Origin of the sequence: Collinsella sp. LCP19S3_B7 (genome assembly GCF_052121795.1) — a bacterium.
GTDB lineage: Bacteria > Actinomycetota > Coriobacteriia > Coriobacteriales > Coriobacteriaceae > Collinsella.
In genome coordinates, this window is the sequence record NZ_JBQKDO010000011.1 from 71,396 (window position 1) to 90,256 (window position 18,861).

General features: G+C 57.7%; 12 protein-coding genes. 2 read left to right on the forward strand and 10 right to left on the reverse strand.

What is annotated here, in order from left to right; translation table 11 throughout:
- Positions 1–182: 182 nt before the first annotated feature.
- The gene (locus tag ACTQW0_RS06170; protein ID WP_441567367.1) at positions 183–1,022 is read right to left on the reverse strand and encodes a metallophosphoesterase; all 840 of its coding nucleotides are present in this window, start codon (positions 1,020–1,022) and stop codon (positions 183–185) included.
- A gap of 325 nt (positions 1,023–1,347) precedes the next feature.
- Between ACTQW0_RS06170 and ACTQW0_RS06175 the strand changes: the two genes are divergently transcribed.
- Positions 1,348–2,949 carry a potassium/proton antiporter gene (locus ACTQW0_RS06175; protein WP_441031522.1) on the forward strand — a complete coding sequence of 534 codons (1,602 nt, stop codon included), beginning with the start codon at positions 1,348–1,350 and terminating at the stop codon, positions 2,947–2,949.
- A 337-nt stretch (positions 2,950–3,286) separates the two neighbouring features.
- Here ACTQW0_RS06175 and ACTQW0_RS06180 read toward each other — a convergent pair whose 3' ends face one another.
- The 6 genes from ACTQW0_RS06180 to ACTQW0_RS06205 form a co-directional block, all read right to left on the reverse strand.
- Positions 3,287–3,478 (reverse strand): hypothetical protein, encoded by a 192-nt coding sequence (locus ACTQW0_RS06180; protein ID WP_427727982.1) that lies wholly within the window; start codon positions 3,476–3,478, stop codon positions 3,287–3,289.
- Between the two features lie 27 nt (positions 3,479–3,505).
- A complete protein-coding gene (locus tag ACTQW0_RS06185; protein WP_441031520.1) occupies positions 3,506–3,649 on the reverse strand; it encodes a hypothetical protein in 144 nt (47 codons plus the stop codon).
- The gene (locus ACTQW0_RS06190; protein ID WP_441031518.1) at positions 3,615–4,871 is read right to left on the reverse strand and encodes a hypothetical protein; all 1,257 of its coding nucleotides are present in this window, start codon (positions 4,869–4,871) and stop codon (positions 3,615–3,617) included. Before ACTQW0_RS06190 ends, ACTQW0_RS06185 begins: the two co-directional genes overlap by 35 nt.
- Positions 4,872–4,949: 78 nt before the next feature.
- Positions 4,950–7,283: a protease Lon-related BREX system protein BrxL gene (gene brxL / locus ACTQW0_RS06195; RefSeq protein ID WP_441567370.1), complete on the reverse strand. Its 2,334-nt coding sequence runs from the start codon at positions 7,281–7,283 to the stop codon at positions 4,950–4,952.
- A gap of 11 nt (positions 7,284–7,294) precedes the next feature.
- Positions 7,295–9,976: a BREX-1 system phosphatase PglZ type A gene (pglZ, locus tag ACTQW0_RS06200; RefSeq protein WP_441567372.1), complete on the reverse strand. Its 2,682-nt coding sequence runs from the start codon at positions 9,974–9,976 to the stop codon at positions 7,295–7,297.
- A gap of 60 nt (positions 9,977–10,036) precedes the next feature.
- Entirely contained in the window at positions 10,037–11,005 is a 969-nt protein-coding gene (locus ACTQW0_RS06205; protein WP_441567374.1) for a hypothetical protein, read from the reverse strand.
- Between the two features lie 323 nt (positions 11,006–11,328).
- On the opposite strand from ACTQW0_RS06205, the gene ACTQW0_RS06210 reads away from it, so the two are divergent.
- The gene (locus ACTQW0_RS06210) at positions 11,329–12,639 is read left to right on the forward strand and encodes an AAA family ATPase (protein ID WP_441031510.1); all 1,311 of its coding nucleotides are present in this window, start codon (positions 11,329–11,331) and stop codon (positions 12,637–12,639) included.
- 167 nt (positions 12,640–12,806) lie between these two features.
- On the opposite strand, the gene ACTQW0_RS06215 is transcribed toward ACTQW0_RS06210, so the two are convergent.
- The 3 genes from ACTQW0_RS06215 to ACTQW0_RS06225 form a co-directional block, all read right to left on the reverse strand.
- Complete coding sequence (locus ACTQW0_RS06215; protein WP_441567376.1) at positions 12,807–16,499, reverse strand: helicase-related protein; 3,693 nt, start codon at positions 16,497–16,499, stop codon at positions 12,807–12,809.
- Between the two features lie 581 nt (positions 16,500–17,080).
- The gene (locus tag ACTQW0_RS06220; protein WP_441567378.1) at positions 17,081–17,710 is read right to left on the reverse strand and encodes a hypothetical protein; all 630 of its coding nucleotides are present in this window, start codon (positions 17,708–17,710) and stop codon (positions 17,081–17,083) included.
- A 13-nt stretch (positions 17,711–17,723) separates the two neighbouring features.
- Positions 17,724–18,861, reverse strand: a 1,138-nt coding sequence (locus tag ACTQW0_RS06225; protein ID WP_441567380.1) for an Eco57I restriction-modification methylase domain-containing protein, incomplete at its 5' end; no start/stop codon positions are given.

Sequence of the window (18,861 nt, forward strand, 5' to 3'; positions counted from 1 at the left end):
TGACCTGCGGTTTTATTGAGGCAAACATGTTGGGTGCTCGGCATTTCCAAAAAAGTCTACTCACATAGCCAGCGGGCAGCCAAATGATTATGTAATCCCCGCCCCAGAAAAATCATTTGATGGGCAGAAGGGCAAAAGTAGTCAAAAAAGCCCCGTCCCAAATTAGCTACCCTTTGCACCGATTACTCGCCAGGAAGAATGTTTGCATAGAACTCCGCCCCATCGTCCAGGCGCAGGATCCCGACGCGGCCGAACTCGGAGCCGGTGGCGGCGGCACAGTCGATGTCGATACGGTCGGGAACACCGGCGGTATCCTCACCGCCCAAGCGCACAATCTGTCCGCGGCCCGACTCCTCATCGAGCCCTGCCAGGCCGCCGACCTCGCAATAACGCCCGAGCGACACCGTGGGCGTGTGACCGCTCACCACGACCGGACCTTTGCCCTCGGCAGAAAGCAGCCCCGTCGGGGCATCCCAATAGCCATGGCGAATCCACAGCAAGTCATCGGTCGACTGCACGGCGAGCATTTGCAGCAGCAGCTCGCTATCGGCATCGACCGCTCCCCTGCCGTCACCGCAATCGACACCATGCTCAAGCAAAAACGCGCGCGCCGCCTCGGTCTGAATGCCGGCGTGCACCAGCAGATACGGTCGCTCGGCAGTCTCTGCCACCGCATAGAGCGGCAGGGCGGCAGCCCAGCGCACCAGCTCCTCGTACGCCTCAAACTCCATTTCGTTGAGCTGTTGGCGCGTGGTCCAACCGCCGTTGATGTCCCAGGTCTCGGCATCGAGCGGGTCCTGGCCGATGATCGCGTCGAGCATAATCTGCTCGTGGTTGCCCTTAAGCACGTGAGCGTTGGGCAGCGACCGCACCAAATTGATGACACCGACCGGATCGGGACCGCGGTCGATCATGTCGCCCAGCACATACAGCGTGTCGTCGGACGTCAGCGAGATCTTGGAAAGGGCCTCGTCCAGCGCGCGCACGTGCCCGTGAGCATCAGATGTCACATAGATCGCCATGGAACGCCTTTCCCTACCTTGTGGCCGAAGCCTGGAGCCGCAACTAAAACTTCAAGTTGAACTTAAACGTTACCCATTGTACTCCGTTGCAATAAAGCTGGGAAGAGCCCCGCGTCGCCAACGGTCGTTAGCGGCCGCACGCCCGCGCGCGCAGTTCACGGTGCACCGCCGACAGCTGCTCCCCGACCAACGTCGCACACGCCGCAGCCTCGTGTCGAAAATACGCACGCCCGCAATCCGTTCCCATAAACCCACCACCTTTGGGTACAAATAACCGCAGATAACTGACCGTGCCACGCCAACCACCCAGGAGCGGACACTATCCATGAACCAGATACTTCTCTTTATAGGCCTCGTCATCATTTTGTGCCTGACCATCAAACCCGTCGGCAAAAAGCTCCCCTTCCCCACCCTGCTCATCTTCATCGCGCTGGGCATGCTGCTGGGCGTCAACGGGCCGGCGCACATCGACTTTAGCGACTACGCACTCACCGAAACCGTCTGCAGCACGGCGCTGCTGTTCATCATGTTCTACGGCGGCTTTAACACCAATATCGACCGCGCCAAACCTGTCGCCGCACCTGCAGTGCTGCTGAGCACCCTCGGCGTCGTCATCACTGCCGGCATCACCGGCGCCTTTGCGCACTTCGCACTGGGCTTCGACTGGATCGGCGGCCTGCTGCTGGGATCGGTTGTAGCATCCACCGACGCAGCCAGCGTCTTTAGCGTGCTGCGCGAGCACAGCCTATCGCTAAAGGGCGGCACCGACTCGCTGCTCGAGGTCGAATCGGGCTCCAACGACCCTGTCGCCTACATGCTCACCGCCGTGCTTGCAACCCTTGCGGCCGGCGGCGACATTAACATCCCTGTGCTGCTCGCCAAGCAGATCATCCTGGGCGTGGGGCTGGGCCTTGTCATCGGCTGGGCATCGGGCCGCCTGATCGAGCGCGCGCACGCAACAGCCGAGGGCGCGCAGACCATCTTTTTGTTCGCCGTGGCGATCGTCGCCTACGCGCTGCCGAGCTACCTAGGCGGCAACGGCTTTTTAGCCGTGTACCTTGCCGGCATTGTGCTAGGCGCCAGCGACATCACCGGCAAGGTCGAGATGGCGCACTTCTTTGACACCCTCACCGAGATGGCAGAGATGACGATCTTCTTCTTGCTCGGCCTGCTCGTGACGCCCGCGCGCCTGCCGCAAGTGCTACTACCGGGCCTGGCACTCATGGCGTTTATGCTCTTTGTGAGCCGCCCCGTCGCCGTGGGCATGCTGCTGGCGCCCTTTAAGTCCAATCCTCGCCAGGTCGCACTCGTAAGCTGGACGGGCCTGCGCGGTGCGGCTTCGGTCGTGTTTAGCCTCTTTGCCGTGGTGGCCGGCGTTCCCGGTGGGCACGACCTGTTTGACCTGGTGTTTGTAATTGCCGTGTCGAGCATTGTGGTGCAGGGCTCGCTGCTGCCGGCGGTGGCGAAGAAGCTCGACATAATCGATGCGGCCGGCGACGTGCGCCGCACCTTTAACGATTACCGCGACGAGGACGGCATGTCGTTCGTTAAGCTCAAGGTGGGCGCGGGCCATCCGTTTGCCGGTCGCTCGCTCGCGGACATCGGCAGTGCCACGGACATGCTCGTCGTCCTGGTGCTGCGCGATGGCGCGCATCCGGTACTGCCCAACGGGGATACTGTGATCAAGGAAGGTGACCTGTTGGTGATGGCTGCCCCGACGTTTGAAGAGCGTGCCGAGGTTACACTGCGTGAGGTCACCGTGACTCCCCACGGGCGTCTGGCCGGCCAGCGTCTACGCGACGTGCCGCAAGGCAAGCACCCCTTTATCGTCGTGATGCTCAAGCGCGACGGCCAAACCATCATCCCCGACGGCAACACCCTCATATACGCCGGCGACGAAGCCGTTATCGCCACCCTGGCGTCGTAGCGGCCAGGGGCAGCCGTCCCGAATTGGCTACATTTGAGCATCAATCGCCCCGGCTGGGGTCTCGTTGCGGACAATTAGCGCCTCTCAAAACTAAGTGAGTAGACTTTTGTCGAATCGCCGACCACGTCACCAAAGCACAAGTCTGTGACCTGCGGATTTATTGAAGCAAATTAGTCGTGTGCTCAGGATATCCAATAAAGCCTACTCACTTAGCCGGCGTGCGGTCAAAATAGAAGGGTCGCGACCTCATTAGGCTCCATTGGGACGGCTTATCATGCATTTTCGCGCAGCGGCGGGCGCAGACGACCATCCCAAATTAGCTATCCTTGTCACATTCCTAGTCATCGTCGACGGCAAAGTCGCGGAGGTCGAGGCCTTCGCGTTCGGCTCGGGCTAGGAGCTCTTGGGGCGACTCGTCCTCGATATCCACTACGTCGAGCATGGCAGCCGGAAAGCCCACGCCTGCTGCACTCCCCGCGCGATCGAGCAGACTCTCGCGCAGCTGGTCTACATCAACTTCGATCTTCATGGTGAAACCTCCTACCAGGCCAGGCTCCTACTCAGCAGCGCCAAGCTCATCCACGGCAGCAACAAAAGCCGCAACCTGCTTGTCGTCCATCTGCACAGCCAAACGCCCCACGGGCTCATCGTAGGCGAACTGCACCTTATCGATAAAGCAATCCCAAGCGCGTTCGTCCACACGCACGGCGGCCTCGCAATACTGACTGAGCTTTTTGAGTCCATACCAAAACGCATTCACATGGCGCGTGGGGGTCCTCATCCAGCACACCATCGTAGCGGCGCCCGTTAAACTCCCGCATGCGCGCCACGGCGACCTCGAGCGAATCGCCGCCCTCGGCAGAAGCCTCATCCACCAGCTCGGGAATCGTGACCTCACGCCGAACATCGTGCCTGGTAGCGCCGTCGTACTCGCCCACCAGCACGTCTTCGTCAAGCCGAGAATCATAGTCGAAATAGCTCGAGCCCCTGCAAATCCCATGCGGCGAGCCAGAGCCAAACGCACAGAACAACCCGCCGTCGGCAACAACGCGACGGTAGGTCTCAAACGACTTCTTAACCTGAGCGAGCAACTCGAAAAGCAAACCGGTATCGCACGCCGTCTCGCACGCAACGCACGCAGGCTCGGGCAACGATACCGGCTCAACCGTGCTTCCTGCAATGCGGGCGGCGCGCTCGGCCCGATATGCCTGCGCCGCCAAGCGCGCTCGCTGCGCAGCGCCATGCACGTTGGTAAGCTCGCGCTCCAACGCCACGTCACCAGCAACATCACCGGCCACGTCGTCCACAAGCCCGTCAGCGCCCTGCGACCCTGTCGCACTCAGCTCGGACTCAAACGTCGCTGTGATCATACCCGCAAGGTCCGTCGCATCGGCGGCACAACGCAACTGTTCCAGCTGCGTACACAGCAGGTCGGCATCCAGGGGTACGGCATCCACAACGCGCACGTCACTCAGGCGCGCCACGTCCTGCAGCACCATAGCCCCCGCAGCATCGTACGCCGCACGCACTCTGTCCGCCGTATTCGCACGCAGCTTTACCTCGATAAACGCAAGCGTCTGCTCCAAACGGGCCAGCAGCTCGGCCTTGTCCTCCATGCGCAAAAAGGCAGCATAGCGGCGCTCCATCTGCAGCGGACCAACAATGCCCGCCTGCTTACGAGCCCGCGCAAGGGCCGCACCCTCAACACGGCGCACGTACGTATCAACAGCCCGCACGGCAGAGTCGCGCGCAGCGTGCTCGGCAGCCTCGACGCCCCTAAGCACGCTCAGCAGCTCGCGGGAGCGCGCCTTGCGCACCAGCTCCCCGCGATCGTACTGCTCAAGCGCCGTCTGACGCTTGGCTACCGACTCAAAGCCAAACAGCTCGTCGAGCAGCTCACCAACAGAACGCTCGCCCGCCATAGCAAGGCCTCCTCACGCACTACGCACCAACATGTACGCGGCGCACCCGAACACCGGACGCCCCGCTCGCCCGCACTCCTACAGATCCAGTGCCTTCTTCGCGGCGTCGACCGGGTCACCATCCATGTAGAACACCGGGCTCAGTCCCGAAATAATCTCGGACGACACGCTCTGCAGGCCGGCGATGGCACTCAGCGGCAAAATCACGCGTTTGGCGCCGGCGTTTTTGGCCACGCGCATAATGTCCTCGAGCCCACGGATCTCGTCCATAGAGCCCGACATGCGCAAGATTCCCGGAATCGCCAGCGCAGGCATCACCGGGCGGTTGCACGCCGCGGAGCACAGGCCCACAAACTCGGCGAGCGAAACTTCCTCGGACAGGCCCTTGCTCTGCAGGTCGTTATAGAACAGCAGGTAATCCTTGGAGCCAATGTGCATGCCCGGCGCCACGCGGTTCGCCAGGTTCACAAAGTTGTCGAACGCGGCCTCCAGGGTATCGCGCACCGGCTTGTTAAAGGCCACGCCCTCGTGCTTAAACTTACACTCGCCGGCAACGGCCTTGTTCTCCAGCTTGTACACGGCGACCTCGCCGCCCTGCGACCTGCCCACGCCAAACACGTGACCGGACAGCAGCGGCCCGTCGGGAATCAGTGTGTCCTCGCTCTGCTCGGGCACGCGCACCACGTGCACGTCCTGCGGGTTGTCGGCATCCATATAGCCCAGGTTGACGTCGATAAACTCGACGCCCGCCATAATCTTGAGCTGCTCCTTTACGCGGCGACGACCCTCGATGGCGTAATCCAGCAGCCAGCGCACGTCGTCCTTGTCCATGGCCTCGTCGGGGAACAGCAGCTTGGCCAGGCCGCTAAAGGTCTTGCGCACGGCAATCTCGTCACGCTTGTTAAAGTCGCTGTTAAAGCGGAAGTAACGGTCGATATGGTGCGTAAAGTCCTTGCGGCGCATCTCCTTGCAAAACTCCGACAGGCAGTCGGTAATCAGGCCATAATGCCCGGTCAGCAGGCTCGAGCGCATCTTGGGAATCTCCCAGCCCGGCAGGTAATAATGGATACGGTCGAAGAAGGCCGAATCGTTGTTAAACTCCGGCGGAAACGGATCAAACAGGTGCGTGGTCTTAAGGACGTTTTGCACGGTGTCGTTGATGTTGCCCTCAAAGACCATGGAGGCATCGGCGTTAATCTGGTCACGGCCGCGCGCATAGCTGCCGCTCGCCATGTAGTCCTTCATGATCTGCACGGCGTTGGTATCCTTAAAGCGCATGCCGGCGACCTCGTCGAACGTCACGCAATCCCAGTGGCCCACCAGGCCCACGCGATCGGCGCGCATGGAGTTCATGCGGCCGAACAGGTTGGCCGTGGTGGTCTGGCCGCCAGAGAGCAAGATGGCGTAGGGCGAGACCTCTTTGTAGATATGGCTCTTGCCGGTGCCGCGGGGACCCAGCTCGCACAGGTTGTAGTTGCGTTCGATGAGCGGCACCATACGCTCGATAAAGTGCAGGCGCTCTTTCTCGGAAAGCTCGCTGGGTTCGTAGCCAGCTGAGCGCAGCAGCATGTTGAGCCACTCGTCCCGCGAGAAATACTGGCGCTCGTCGATCATGGCATCCAGGTCCAGGTTGGGCATCTGGATGGGCGTGAGCGACGCCACACTAAACGGAGAGTCCTCGGGGCCGCGCTTTTTGCGCTTGGCCTTGGAGCGGCGCGGCGCATCGTCGCCAAAGACCTCCATGCCAAACTCGTCTTCCTCATCCACGGGATGACGATACTCGATGCTCATAATGCACCAAATGCCACCCTGCAGAATCTTGGAATAGTCGCGCACGTACTCGGCCGGCATCACAAACGGCTCGATGGTCAGGTTGGCAAACGACGCCACGTAGATATCTTTGTACTCGTCGAGCTTGGCCGTCACCTTATCGATGATGGTAAAGCGGCCCAGTTCGCGAATCTTGGACTTAATGCGCTCGGACTCGTCGGGACGCACGTAGTTATCGGTGAGGATCCTGCGGATGCGATCCAGGCCCTCTGCCACGGCTTCCTCGTCATCGGTTGAGCAGTACATGCCCAGCAGATACTCAAGCACAAAGGTTGGCACGTTTGCGCCGCGCTTCATAAGGGCCGTCAGGTCCTTGCGCACGATCTTGCCAGCAAAGTGCTCGAGCAGCTTGCCGTCCAGCCCGTCCATGTCGTAGCCCTCATCCTCGGGAGCCTCGGCCACAGCTTGGTCATAGCCATCGGTCGAGGACTCGTCCTCGGCGTTCACCGCAGCCTCAACGGGCGCGGCAGCAACCGGCTCCGGGGCAGGCGCCGCAGCCTCAACGGACGCCGCAGCCTCCGCAGGCACATCCACATCAATCGAGGGAACTTCCCACAGATTGTCGTCATGGCTATCAATCATAGGGCACACTCCTAAAAACCAAAGTCAGCAACAGGGGCAAACGAAACAGCGATGGTATACGTCTCGCGCCAAACGATCTTGCCCGACTGGGCATCGCGGCAAACCAGCAAATGGGACGAGCCGGACCCAAACGACACACCCGTCTTAAGCGTAAAGCGAGCCTCGACCACGCGGTCCTGCGGGTTGGGCGAGGTCATGTCCGCATGCACGCGAGCAACGTCGCTCACCTCGTTGCCGGTCTCGTCGGTAAACACCAGCTCGTACTCGCACGGCAGCACCTTGCCCGTAGCGGCCTCCTCCTGCAGCAACTTAATGCCAAACAGCGAGTTGGTAACGCGGCGGCTCTCGCTCAGCACGCGCAGCTTCGCAGTCTGCGTATCAACGAATTCCTTTGAGGACGCACTCAGGCGGCGATACCCGACCACCGGCACCACGAGCTCCTGCAGACTCACGCCGCCATGCACGTAGCGCTTGGTTCCGCCGGGTCGCTTGTAGTGCACGATCCCGCGCGGAGCCAAGCCAACGTAGCCGCCGCCCGGCACCACATGGTCCATGTTCATGGCTAAACACGGGCTACCGTCCGCGCCGTTAGCGATATCGGCCAAGGTGTCGCCCTGAGCGACCACCGCATGGCGCTTGCCAAACAGCACCGGATCGTCGGGCAGGTCGTTCTTGCCCAGGAACAGGCATTCCGGCAGCTCGTTGGCCGTGTACAAAAAGCCATGGTCGGATGTGATCGTCACGCGGGCGCCTGGCGCGTCGGTGCACACGCGCTTGGCGATCGAGACCAGCTCGTCCACGCTCTCGGCGCATGCATCGAACACGTCGCTTTCGGTGGCGAGTTTCTCCCCCGTCGCGTCGATCTTGTTGTGATACAGGTACACGATCTCGCTGGACTTGAGCAGCTCCTTGCGGTCGGCGGCAGACATATCCAGATACGCCGCGGCACTCAGGGCACGAGCCGTAGGTGCGGCCTTCTGCAGCACCGCCTGGCGCTCGACCGTAGAGCTCGTCGGCATATCATCGAGCAGCACGGCGCACGTTTCCATGTTGAGCGTCATGGCCTGATGCGGCAACAGCGCCGGCATGCCCATCTCGGTAATAGAGGGAAACATCGCCTGCACGCTACCCATGCGCACCTCGCCGCCGCGCTCACGCTCCAAAGCGGCAGCCACGTCCTGCGCCACCTCGTAGCGAAGCGCATCGCTGATCAGGACCACCTTGGCCTTGGCACTACCGGTATACGTGGGCAGCGTCTCCCAATAGAACAGGTCTTGGCGAGCAACACCCTCAACATAGCCGGCATCGCGCCACTGCGCCTGGGCGGCATTGGCCCAGCACGCGTTGCTCTCGGTCAGATACCAGTTAACGTAGTTGTTCTCGGCCCATTCGACCGCGCGGCGCTCGGGCTCCTCCAACAGGTCGACACCGCGCAGCTTGCAGCGCTCGTTGGCCTGGCGCAGCACGCGATATGCCGCATCCATGTGCCACCAATCTGTGGTATAGGCCTCCCACACCTCGGCTGCCTGGGCAATGTGGAATCCACCCGCATGGTCGCGCTTAAAGGCCGCCATGTCGGCCAGCGCCAAAAGCACCTGGTAATAGCAGGCGACATCGTCGTACCAGCACAGGTCGCGACGGGCCGCGGCAACACGACGGGCCTCGTCAACGCGATCGGCACCCTGCGCCAGCGAGGCGAGCAGGTCGCTCAAAATGGCCTCGTCAACGCACGGGAATACATCCAGGCGCAGCAGATCGTCGGTAGGCAGAGCACCAAACACATGGCGCAGGCCGCACGCGTCCTGGACCAGCTCGCAAATCTCGCGCAGGTCATCAGACGCCGCAGCATCGCCCGCCCACTCGCGGACGACGGCGATGCAATACGGCGCATAGGCAGGCGCAATATGGTTGGAAAGCTTTTGCAGCGCAGCCGCCGGCACCAGCGAGGCTGAGGCCGTCAGCAGCACATGGGCGGCATAATCCTGGAGCGAATCGCGCTCGAACAGCGTACCCTCAAAGCCCGTGCGCTGACGCACAAAGGCTGCAAGGCTATCGGCGGCCTCAAACTTTTGCGCCAGCTCCGACAGCGCCTCCGGGCCATCGCGCAGCAGCATAGTCAGGCACGCGCGCACAATAAACGGCATGGTGGCAGCGCTGGGATCGGAGCCGCCAAACATGGCGGCCAGCAGGCCCAGCTCAACATCGGCCGCGCACGCAGGCGCGGGCATGCACTTAGAAAACTTGGCGACGCGGCCCTTGGCGGCAAAGAACGACTTGTGCGCCTGCAGAGCCTTGCGAATATCCCTCGCGTTGGAGGCGCCCAGCTGATCGGCCAGCAGCGACAGATAGTCCGCCGAGAACTGATCGGCGTACAGTTCAACATCGGCCAGCCAATCGCCCTCGAGGCCGCCACGCCCCTGCTGGCGATACACCAGCATGTCGCTCGTGGTGTCCTCGCGGGCGATAAGGCGCTTGACCTCAAACATATGCCCGTCGCAAGCCTCCACAAAGCGCACCGGACGCGGCAAGCGTTGATCTACCGCTTCTCCAAAGCCGCCCTCGGCAAGCTCGGCAAACGTGGCGGCAAACTCGCCTTCCGCGTCGTGCCACACCACCACGCGGCGCTCGCGGCAATCGGGCAGCGGCTGCTCAAAGCGCGCTGCCAGCTCTTCAATTACATCGAACTTTGCCATCTAACAATCCCACCGTCATACCGGTCAAAACAATTCGCGTAACGCGTAATCACGTGTGCATTATTTTATCTTTGCCAGCACATCCTGGAACTTGGCATAGTTGACCTTAACGCCGTCGTCCAGGTCAATCTTGATCATCTGGTCGGCCAGGTGATGCAGCTTTTCCTCGTAGGCAACGGTCTCGGTCAGCTGGTCCTTCAGCTTTTTGATGCGCTTGGTCAGCGCGACCTTCTCACCGCGCTCGGCCGTGGCCAGCGCGTCCTCGGCGTCGGCGATCTGCGAGCGATAGCGCTCCTGCTGCTCGTGCACATAGTCGGTACGAATGCGCGCCAGCAGATCGGGCGTATAGCGGTGCATGTAGACCAGAGCCATAAAGCCGTTCTTCTTGCCGCTGTCGAACAACCAGTAGATGGGGCGCTTCTTGTAGGTCTGGCAGTGGTCCTTAAAGAAGTCCTTCAAAAAGTAGGCGCGAATTACCTCGCGCGAGGTACCCTTGCCGCCGAGCGCCTCGGCAATAAAGGCTAGGTTCTGCTCGAGCGTCTCCTCGCCGTACACGGTGCGCACAAAGTCGATAAAGTAGCGAACGATGTCGTCGTCAAAGTACTCGTCATCGGTGATGGGCAGCACATTGTCGCCATCGGGCATAAAGGTCACGTGATCGGGATCGGGCATCTTGGCCAGATAGTCGTTGACCGTGGCACCCTGATCGGCCAAAACCAGACCGTCCACATCCAGCGAGTAGCGGCCAAACATGCAGCCTACGGCATAGCTAATGAGCGAGGTGATCTCGTCGCGCTTGGTGCGCACGTACTTGTTGCCCTTATAACTCTCGGGAATCTCGTCAGCGGTGTCGAAGATGCGCGCCACCGATACGTACTTGTCCTCGACCTCGATGGGCACCTCGCCCTCCATGTTGTAGATCTTGGCGAAGATTCGGTTGAGCTCTTCCTCGTTAGCACGAAGCTGCTCAAAGCGAGCATTGACCTCGACCTTGCGAGCCTCGTATTTATCGGCGAGCAACGTTGCCATATCTCTATCCCATCCAATCAGGACCGATTAAAAGCCCAATAAAACTAGCTAAGTCAACATAGACAAGTCTACCCGACAGCAAAGCTTATAGCGCCCCATGCAGAGCATTCGCAGGCATCATTTTGAGAGGACGCCCACTACAAGCCGACCCCGCTTCGCAGTCAACTATGTATTAACTTACTCCACCAGCTCCACCATTTGTTGAGCAACAAGTGCGAGCGGTAGCACAAGTGGCATAGATGTCACTATTTTCCTTATTATTGTGACTATTCCACAAAAAAGCGTATAGTATGTTGCTTACAACCAACTAGGAGGTGCTCCTTATGTTGTTAGAGTTCAGCTTTAAAAACTTCCGCTCCGTTAAGGACGAGGCTGTGTTGTCAATGCTGCCCGTCAATTCCTACAAGGAGCATCAGGAGAATGTCCACCCCTGCAGCATTCCCGGCACCGGCACGGACGGCGTGCTTACCGCGGCGGCCATCTACGGCCCCAATGCTTCCGGAAAGACCAATCTGTTGCGAGCGGTTCACTTCTCTCGCAACCTCGTTTTAGGTATCACGCATCCGGCCCATCTGCCCCGACGTCAAAGCTTTGTCGGCAACAGCGATCCATCGAGCTTTTGCTATACGTTCTACACCGACGGCACTCGATACGAGTACGAATTCGCCCTAGACGACGATGGCGCCCTCAGTGAGAGACTCAGCGTAAGCCCCAAGGCCAAACGTCTTGTCTACGAAAGATCCCGCAATGACGATGGCACGTACTCCGTCAAGCAAGGTTCCAAATATACCGGCATCTCTACCAAGCTCAAGGGTTATACGGATCCGGGGTTTGTCCTTGGCATGCTCGCAAACTACGGTATCGAACCATGCGTTAAGGCGATGCGCTGGTTTGCCGACGACCTGATCGTAGCCAATCGCGAAGCCCCCATTCCCGATGCGGAGCTTATGGACAAGCTTGCTACGTTGGGCGAGGCTAAATTCAAAAAGGTCATCAAGGCCATTAGCTCCGCGGACCTGGGCATTACCGGGGTGCAGCTTAAAGTCGACGACATGACCGAAGACGAAAAGAGCGCCCAAAAGGAAAACGCCGACAAACTCGCCGCCGTATTCGAAGCGCTCACGGGCCAAAAACCCAACGGCGTCGAGATACCCGATAAAAAGGTTGCCATGCAGTTCCGACATGAAATTGGCGGACATAGCGTTGGCTTTGGCCTTGACGACGAATCCCTTGGAACAAGGACCATGCTCGATCTGGCCGTCGACTTTATCGATGCCATCGATGCCGGCCGGACCCTGTTCGTCGACGAAGTCGAACGCAGCCTCCACCCGATGCTCCTCGAAAGCCTTGTGGCACTTTTCTTCGATCCAGACCTCAACGAACACGGAGCACAGCTCATCTTTACAACCAACGAGCTTCTCCTCCTGAAGAACGATGTGCTTCGTCGCGATCAGATCTGGTTCATCGAGAAGGAGCGGCAGAGCGGTTCCTCAGGCATCTACCCGCTCTCTTCTTTCTCCCCACGAAAGGACGAAAGCTTAATCAACCGCTACCTCCATGGTGCTTACGGTGCCGTTCCTTACGCTGATCAACTCATGGGCGCCATCTGCGAAACTGGCGGAGTCAACCTTTAGTGCGCACGAGGCGGGCACGTCATTTCCACTTGGATCGGACGCCCGTCTCGTGGTATAAAGATATCGGTACCCTCGAATAGAGGGACCTCCAAGAGCCGGGGGCTTCCCTCCGGCAAGAGCCGGGGGATGTCCCCCGGCATTTTTTATGCGTAAAGTCGCCGCGACTCCTACTTCGCTTCTTTCGGGGCGTTTTCGAGTGCGTCGGCAATCGCCTCTATGCCCTCTCCCTGGCCTAGAATGAAGCACTTCCAGTCGATGTCCTGAGTGTGGGCAAACTCATCGGCACGCGAGGCACTAAAGAGCATCACGCGGCTCTTCTTCCACAACAGGGCGGGATGCAGCTTAAAGTCGGTGCTCTCAATGCAGACTACCGCGTCTTTGCGAGGCATCTCGAGCTTGCTGCTCTTGACCAACTCTTTCAGCTTTTGGACGTCGGTGATCTCCTGACCCACAGAACAGCTATTGATCAGGTCCTTCCACACGCGGAAGTACGGCTTGCCCTCATAGGAAGCCCCTTCAGCCACGACGGATGTCGAGAGGCCGACAGGCCGCTTTGCAACCGCATGCCTAACCTTGGGAGCCGCCTTGGCAGACTCGTCCGCCGGCTTCTCATCGATGCCCAGAACCTGGGCAACGTAGTCGTCATTGCCCAAGAAGTACTCCTCGACCACGTCCCATCGCTCGGCATCGCTCATGGTGGAGCGGAAGAAGCCCCTAATAACCTTGGACGAATACTCGTGGCGATCGTTAAGCTCGCGCAGCACGCCATTGGAATATCTGCTGTCCGAAGCCAACGCTTTGACCTTCGAGGCATCGTTGAGACGAATAAAAATCTCCGGGTTGTCGCCGCCCTTTACCGTGTACGTGGCAAGCTTGAGAATCTCCAGGATCTCGGCCAGCGCATAGCGAGCGTCGAGAGCCTTGTTGTCCAGATAGCGCCTGCAATGTTTGCTACCTTCGGGGGGCTGCAACCTTCCCAGCGTCTGGGTCAGATTGCTCATGGCTGCCTGAAGCTCGCGCCCGATTACGCCATAGCGAACATCCTGCGCGCGGCTATAGGTATTCCTCGAAGACTTATTGAATCGTTTGATGCATTTAAAGGACCGGTCGGATCCAAAGTGCCGGCCACCATCGACGGGACGAACAAACGCATTCAGCAGCGCAGACGGCTTCTTGACCTCCAAAGACGTCCCCTCAAGCTGATGGGTGAGCTCTTTCGTAAACTCCTTCTCCGAAAAATCGCCCTCACGCGCAAGGCTCATAAACGTCTTGCGCAGCGCCTCGGCAAACGCAGACAGCGTCGACGTGGCCCCATCAAACGGCATGGAGTAATTGATGTCGAGCGCCAGGCGGTTCGAAAGCGCAGGCTCCCCCGTCGGCGAACAAATCTTGCCCGTGAACAGCTGGCGCTTAAAATCGGCAAAGGTCAGGTCGCTAAACTCGTTAGCCCACATGTCGCCTACGTTGAGCTCATAGATTGCGCCCATGTCCGAGATCTTGACGGCATGCTGCCCCGCACGATTCTCGTAGCGCGTATGGGCCTCGCTGATCTTTCGTAAATACTTGCCGTAGGACGTGGTAAAGCTACGCTCGGCAACCTGCTCAATGCAAACAAACTGCTTTGTATACGACACCTTGGGGCGCACGACGATAACCGGGAAGTTGAACTTATCCTCAAGGTCGCGCGAGATCATCATGAGGGCCGATTTAACGCGGTTGGTTTTGCGATCCTCGTCCTTCTCATTCGTAAACAGGTACGAGAACGTATTGGGCGACACTAGGAAATTCTGGCTTCGGTCTTTTTGCGGCGCAGAAGCATAGACCTCGTACAGCTTGGCCATGATCTCTTTAAGCTGCCACTGGCTAAACTTGGAGAGCGCATACAGCGTCTCGGAATAGCGAACGTCTTGCATAAAGAAGTCGATGCAGGCCTTGGCACCCAGGCCGCGCTTGCGACCGCCACGACCAATTTCCTGAATATAGTCGGACAGATTGCCCGTCGGCGCATAGTGGTACACGGCATCGATGTCATCGATATCGATACCCATGCCAAACGCCTTGGTGCTCACGAGCACCCTGCAGTTGCCCGACGCAAACGCGTCTTGAACGATCTTCTTGTACGCGGCGTCTTTGCCGCCGTGATAGCCCAAGACCTGAGAATTAGAAACGCTGCGTTGATCGATAATCGCATTGACATGGCTCTGATATGGGCAGTAGACAATGGCATGGCGGTTGTCGCGCACGGCCTTATCAATCCACTGCTCGGCGAGGTCGGTTTTTACCTCTTCGATGGGACCGGGCAGCTCGCTTTTGCTTCTCCAGACGATGTCGAAGGAGATGTCGTTACGACGAGGGTTGCCCAGGAACGTCTTGCAGTTGCCAAGCTCCAGGTCGGCGATCGTATGCGAAACAACATCATCGCGCCCGCCGTAGACAGCCGTGGCGGTAAGGCAAAAGATCGGAAAGCTCATACCGTTTTTGCGGAGCTTAGACAGATACGGCCCCAGATACCAGTAGTCCGGGCGGAAATCTTTACCCCAAGAGGTAACGGTATGGACCTCGTCGATGACGACAAGACCGAGCTCGCGGCCGTTGAGAATCGCCTGGATTGAGGACTCCAGCAGAAGTTCCGGTGACAGGTAGATGACGGAGGCCTCGCCGTTTTTAACACGGTCAAGCGACTCAAGCCGCTCACCATAGGGAATGTCCGAGTTAATGGCAACGACATTCTTAACGCCACGTTTTCGCAAGTTGGCAACCTGGTCGATCATTAGGGCCTTCAGCGGCTCAATAACCAGCGTGACCAGCTGATATTTCCGAGCAAGATACAGCGCCGGAATCTGGAACAGAATGGACTTGCCCGCACCCGTGGGCGCCGTTACAAACACATTCCTGTAATCGACAGAGCCCGCATGGGCAGCCTCGGCCTGTTTTACGACAAACTCGGAGATAGCACCCTGGGACACCGTTTCCATCTCGTTGTCAAAGTCGGGATTCTTGTAAAAACGAAGCTTCCTAAACGAGGCGTCCTTGCCCCAGTAATGCTGAAGCACCGAAAGCAGACGGCCCGACTCCTCGACCTTTTCCTCTTGGTCTTGCTGCGCCACAAAGGAAACGGATAGACCCAGCGCATGGGCAACAGAAGCGACCGCCTCTAGAGCGGACCTATAGCTCTCAAGTTCCCGAGCGTTCACCAAAACAGAAGCAGGGCCAGCCGTGCCATCTAGCAAGCCCAGACGGTATTCCAAAAACGCAGCCGACGAAACAGGGACGACGCCCTCAGAAATTGACGAAGCATCACCCAGCGCAAAAGAAGCACGATCAAACAGATCGATAACTTCCCACTCAGAAAACTCATCCGGAATAATCGGCGTTACAAGGTGCGCACTTCCAACCTTTACGGATTTGGCATAGTACTTAGAAAGCCCCGTCGTATCGGGCGTCATATCGTCAAAGGACGACTCAAAGCCATTAAGCAGCTCAGGATCAACAGGAGAAGGAACGCCCTCACCATCAAGGAACAGGTTGTTCTGCACAACAACGATCTTGCCATCGAACAATTCCTTAATCGTCCCACGCAACTCTAAAAGCTGCTCAAACAGCATCAAGACTGGGCCATCTGCCGAAAGAATCTGAGCCACGGCCAGCCTCTTTTGGCGGGCAAAATCAGACGGAGAAAAGAACGGGGCGACATCGCTGGCTACAACCCCGGGAATCGAGCACTCATTGCGCGCAACGGATTCCGCGAGACGAGGAGACAGGCCACAGAAGGCGAATATCGTAGGTTGCGAACAATCCCTCAAGAGCTCATCGATTTTGCCATCGAGCGTCAAACTATTGCCATCGCAGTACTCGGTCATATTCTCCTCCTCCAACCAAACACTGCCATCAACTTAGCCCATCAACCTCGCCATTTGTTGAGCAACAAGTGTGAGCGGTTGATATTGAGCTACGACCGTGACGGCGGAACAAATGGGACATAGATTAGTGCTGCACTCATCGAATGCAATCGGAAGACGCAAACAGACTAGAAGGTCCAAAGCTGATTCAATTAGCTTGATTTGGCATCGATTCGACAATTCCCATGCAAAACTCACAGCGTCGCTACATAAAAATAGAGGGCGTCCCAATACGAGAAGCCCCCTGCAAAACGGTCGAACCGTTTTTCGTTCACCTAAGATTTTACATCAAGAGATTCGGAAGACTAGAGACCTTTGGCGCATCAGAAATAGCAACTGGTTGCCTAATGCCAGGAACCTCCTTGGCAAAATCATCATTAGGCCTCCCGTTGCTGTCCAAGAAATACTTCTCAACCACATCCTATCGTCCGAAATTAGTCGCGATCGCGAATCACGAGAAGCCCTTGTCGATCCGGACGAATACTCATGACAATCATTGGTGCCAACCTGGATACTCTGAGAAAAGGGCAGTTCAAAATATCCTATGCGTCGATGAGTTGAAACAGAGAAGAAGGCAGCACTGTTTCAATAACTGCAGCATCAAACTGGCTCAAAAAGCATTGCTCCATGACATATAAACCTCCAAGAGCATGAATGACATTCTTAAGGTTAGCGCTTTCATACTCAGACTTTTCCGGCTTAACGAGCTGCTTCCGTCGATGTTTTACGGAGTTATAGGCACGCCACCATTCAGGACTCTCCCCTTCAGGAGACGAATCCTTCGTATAGCGAAACCTAATTGCATTTTTAGCGTCAACATACTGCTCTGTTCTGAATTTGGCCCAGGGACAATATGCATTCTCGATAGGAGTTTGGACTTGGATGCAATTCATATCGGGAATCACTCTTTGAATATAAAATCCCCACTTCTGTATATTGCACTTATCTAGATCGGGACACGCATCTGAAACTTCAGCAATGGCTTTCCCACAAACATCAACCTCGCTGCCAATCAACTGAAGCAACGTCAGCAATTCATTTGAATAAACCAACCCGTTAGATTGCTCAAAGGAAATATAGTGCGAAAGCGAGGCAAGCCGCTTTTCGAGTTCATCATAATAGCCACAGAATTCGCGAACGAAACGTTTCTGGATGCACGGCTGAATGGTCATGACAGTCGCTCCCCTAACAAAGCGGATGACGTTTGAAATCCATCGAGGTTTCAGACGAATCCCAGTCTTGATTTGAAATTGAGATGCATTCATCAACTAGAGGAGAGCCCTCAAGCTGATCGCAGCCGTTCAAAAGAGGCAAGGCCTTAACATCTTTGACCTGAAGATTCAAAGTGGGATTAAGCGCATCGAGACACTGCTGGGCAATCTTTGAATTTAAGAATGCGAGCCAGACGTTTAGGTGTTTTCCCAAACGACAAATTACCGGTCCAGATTTATCCCAGATGCAGCCATCGTCGATATAGCGGAAACAAGCCTTGCCAGAAGTAAGCATCGTATAGGTTATGCCACCCTGGTACCAATATCTCTCAGGCAGCAACGTCGAGGTCTTGTTGTCTAAGTAAAAACGCCTAGCCGGTTCGCTCCAATCAATTACATGAAACAAGTTGCCATACCAGCGTCTAAAATCACCGCCCTTTGAATAGACCTTCCATTTTGAGCCCCTATCCTTCTTGGAAATCTCCCAATGCATACGAAGATACTTATCGTTGTCACCAGTAATATTCGGGCTACCCGTATAGTCGGAATCTTCATCAACAGAACGACCCTCAACAAAGGCATTAAAGAGAGGATGAGGGAACCAGTAGGCGATGGGGGTGCCGGGGATCTGCTTGAAGGTCTCGGCGTCGCGGCGGTAGAACCAGCCGCAGTCGGGGTTTTGGATCGCCTCGAGAAGGGCACCGGCCTTTTCCGGGATACGATGATTCAGTTTGAAATAGCTGCCCTCATACCCATCGAGCCGTCCGTGACGGAGCACCCAGATGGCGTTTGCGTCAAAGACGTCAGGGTGTGCATTGGTTCCGCGCGTGTCAACAAAGGTGAGAATCGTGTTGTTCTCGACAAGTGAGGTCCTCATCGCGACGAACGAGGAGAGATACATGCATGTGTCGGATGTGACTAGGGACGCAAAACCACCCACCTTGGCAAGCGAAAGGTTGCGCTCGATGAAGCACGTGCACAGGTCGCTCTTCACGTCGGGGTAGCTCTTCTTGACCCACTTGGACATGAAGGGGCCGAAGCTGGAGCTGCCCATGTAGGGCGGGTTGGCCACCACGCAGTCGTGGCGGCGGGCCAGGGTCTCGCAGGTGGAA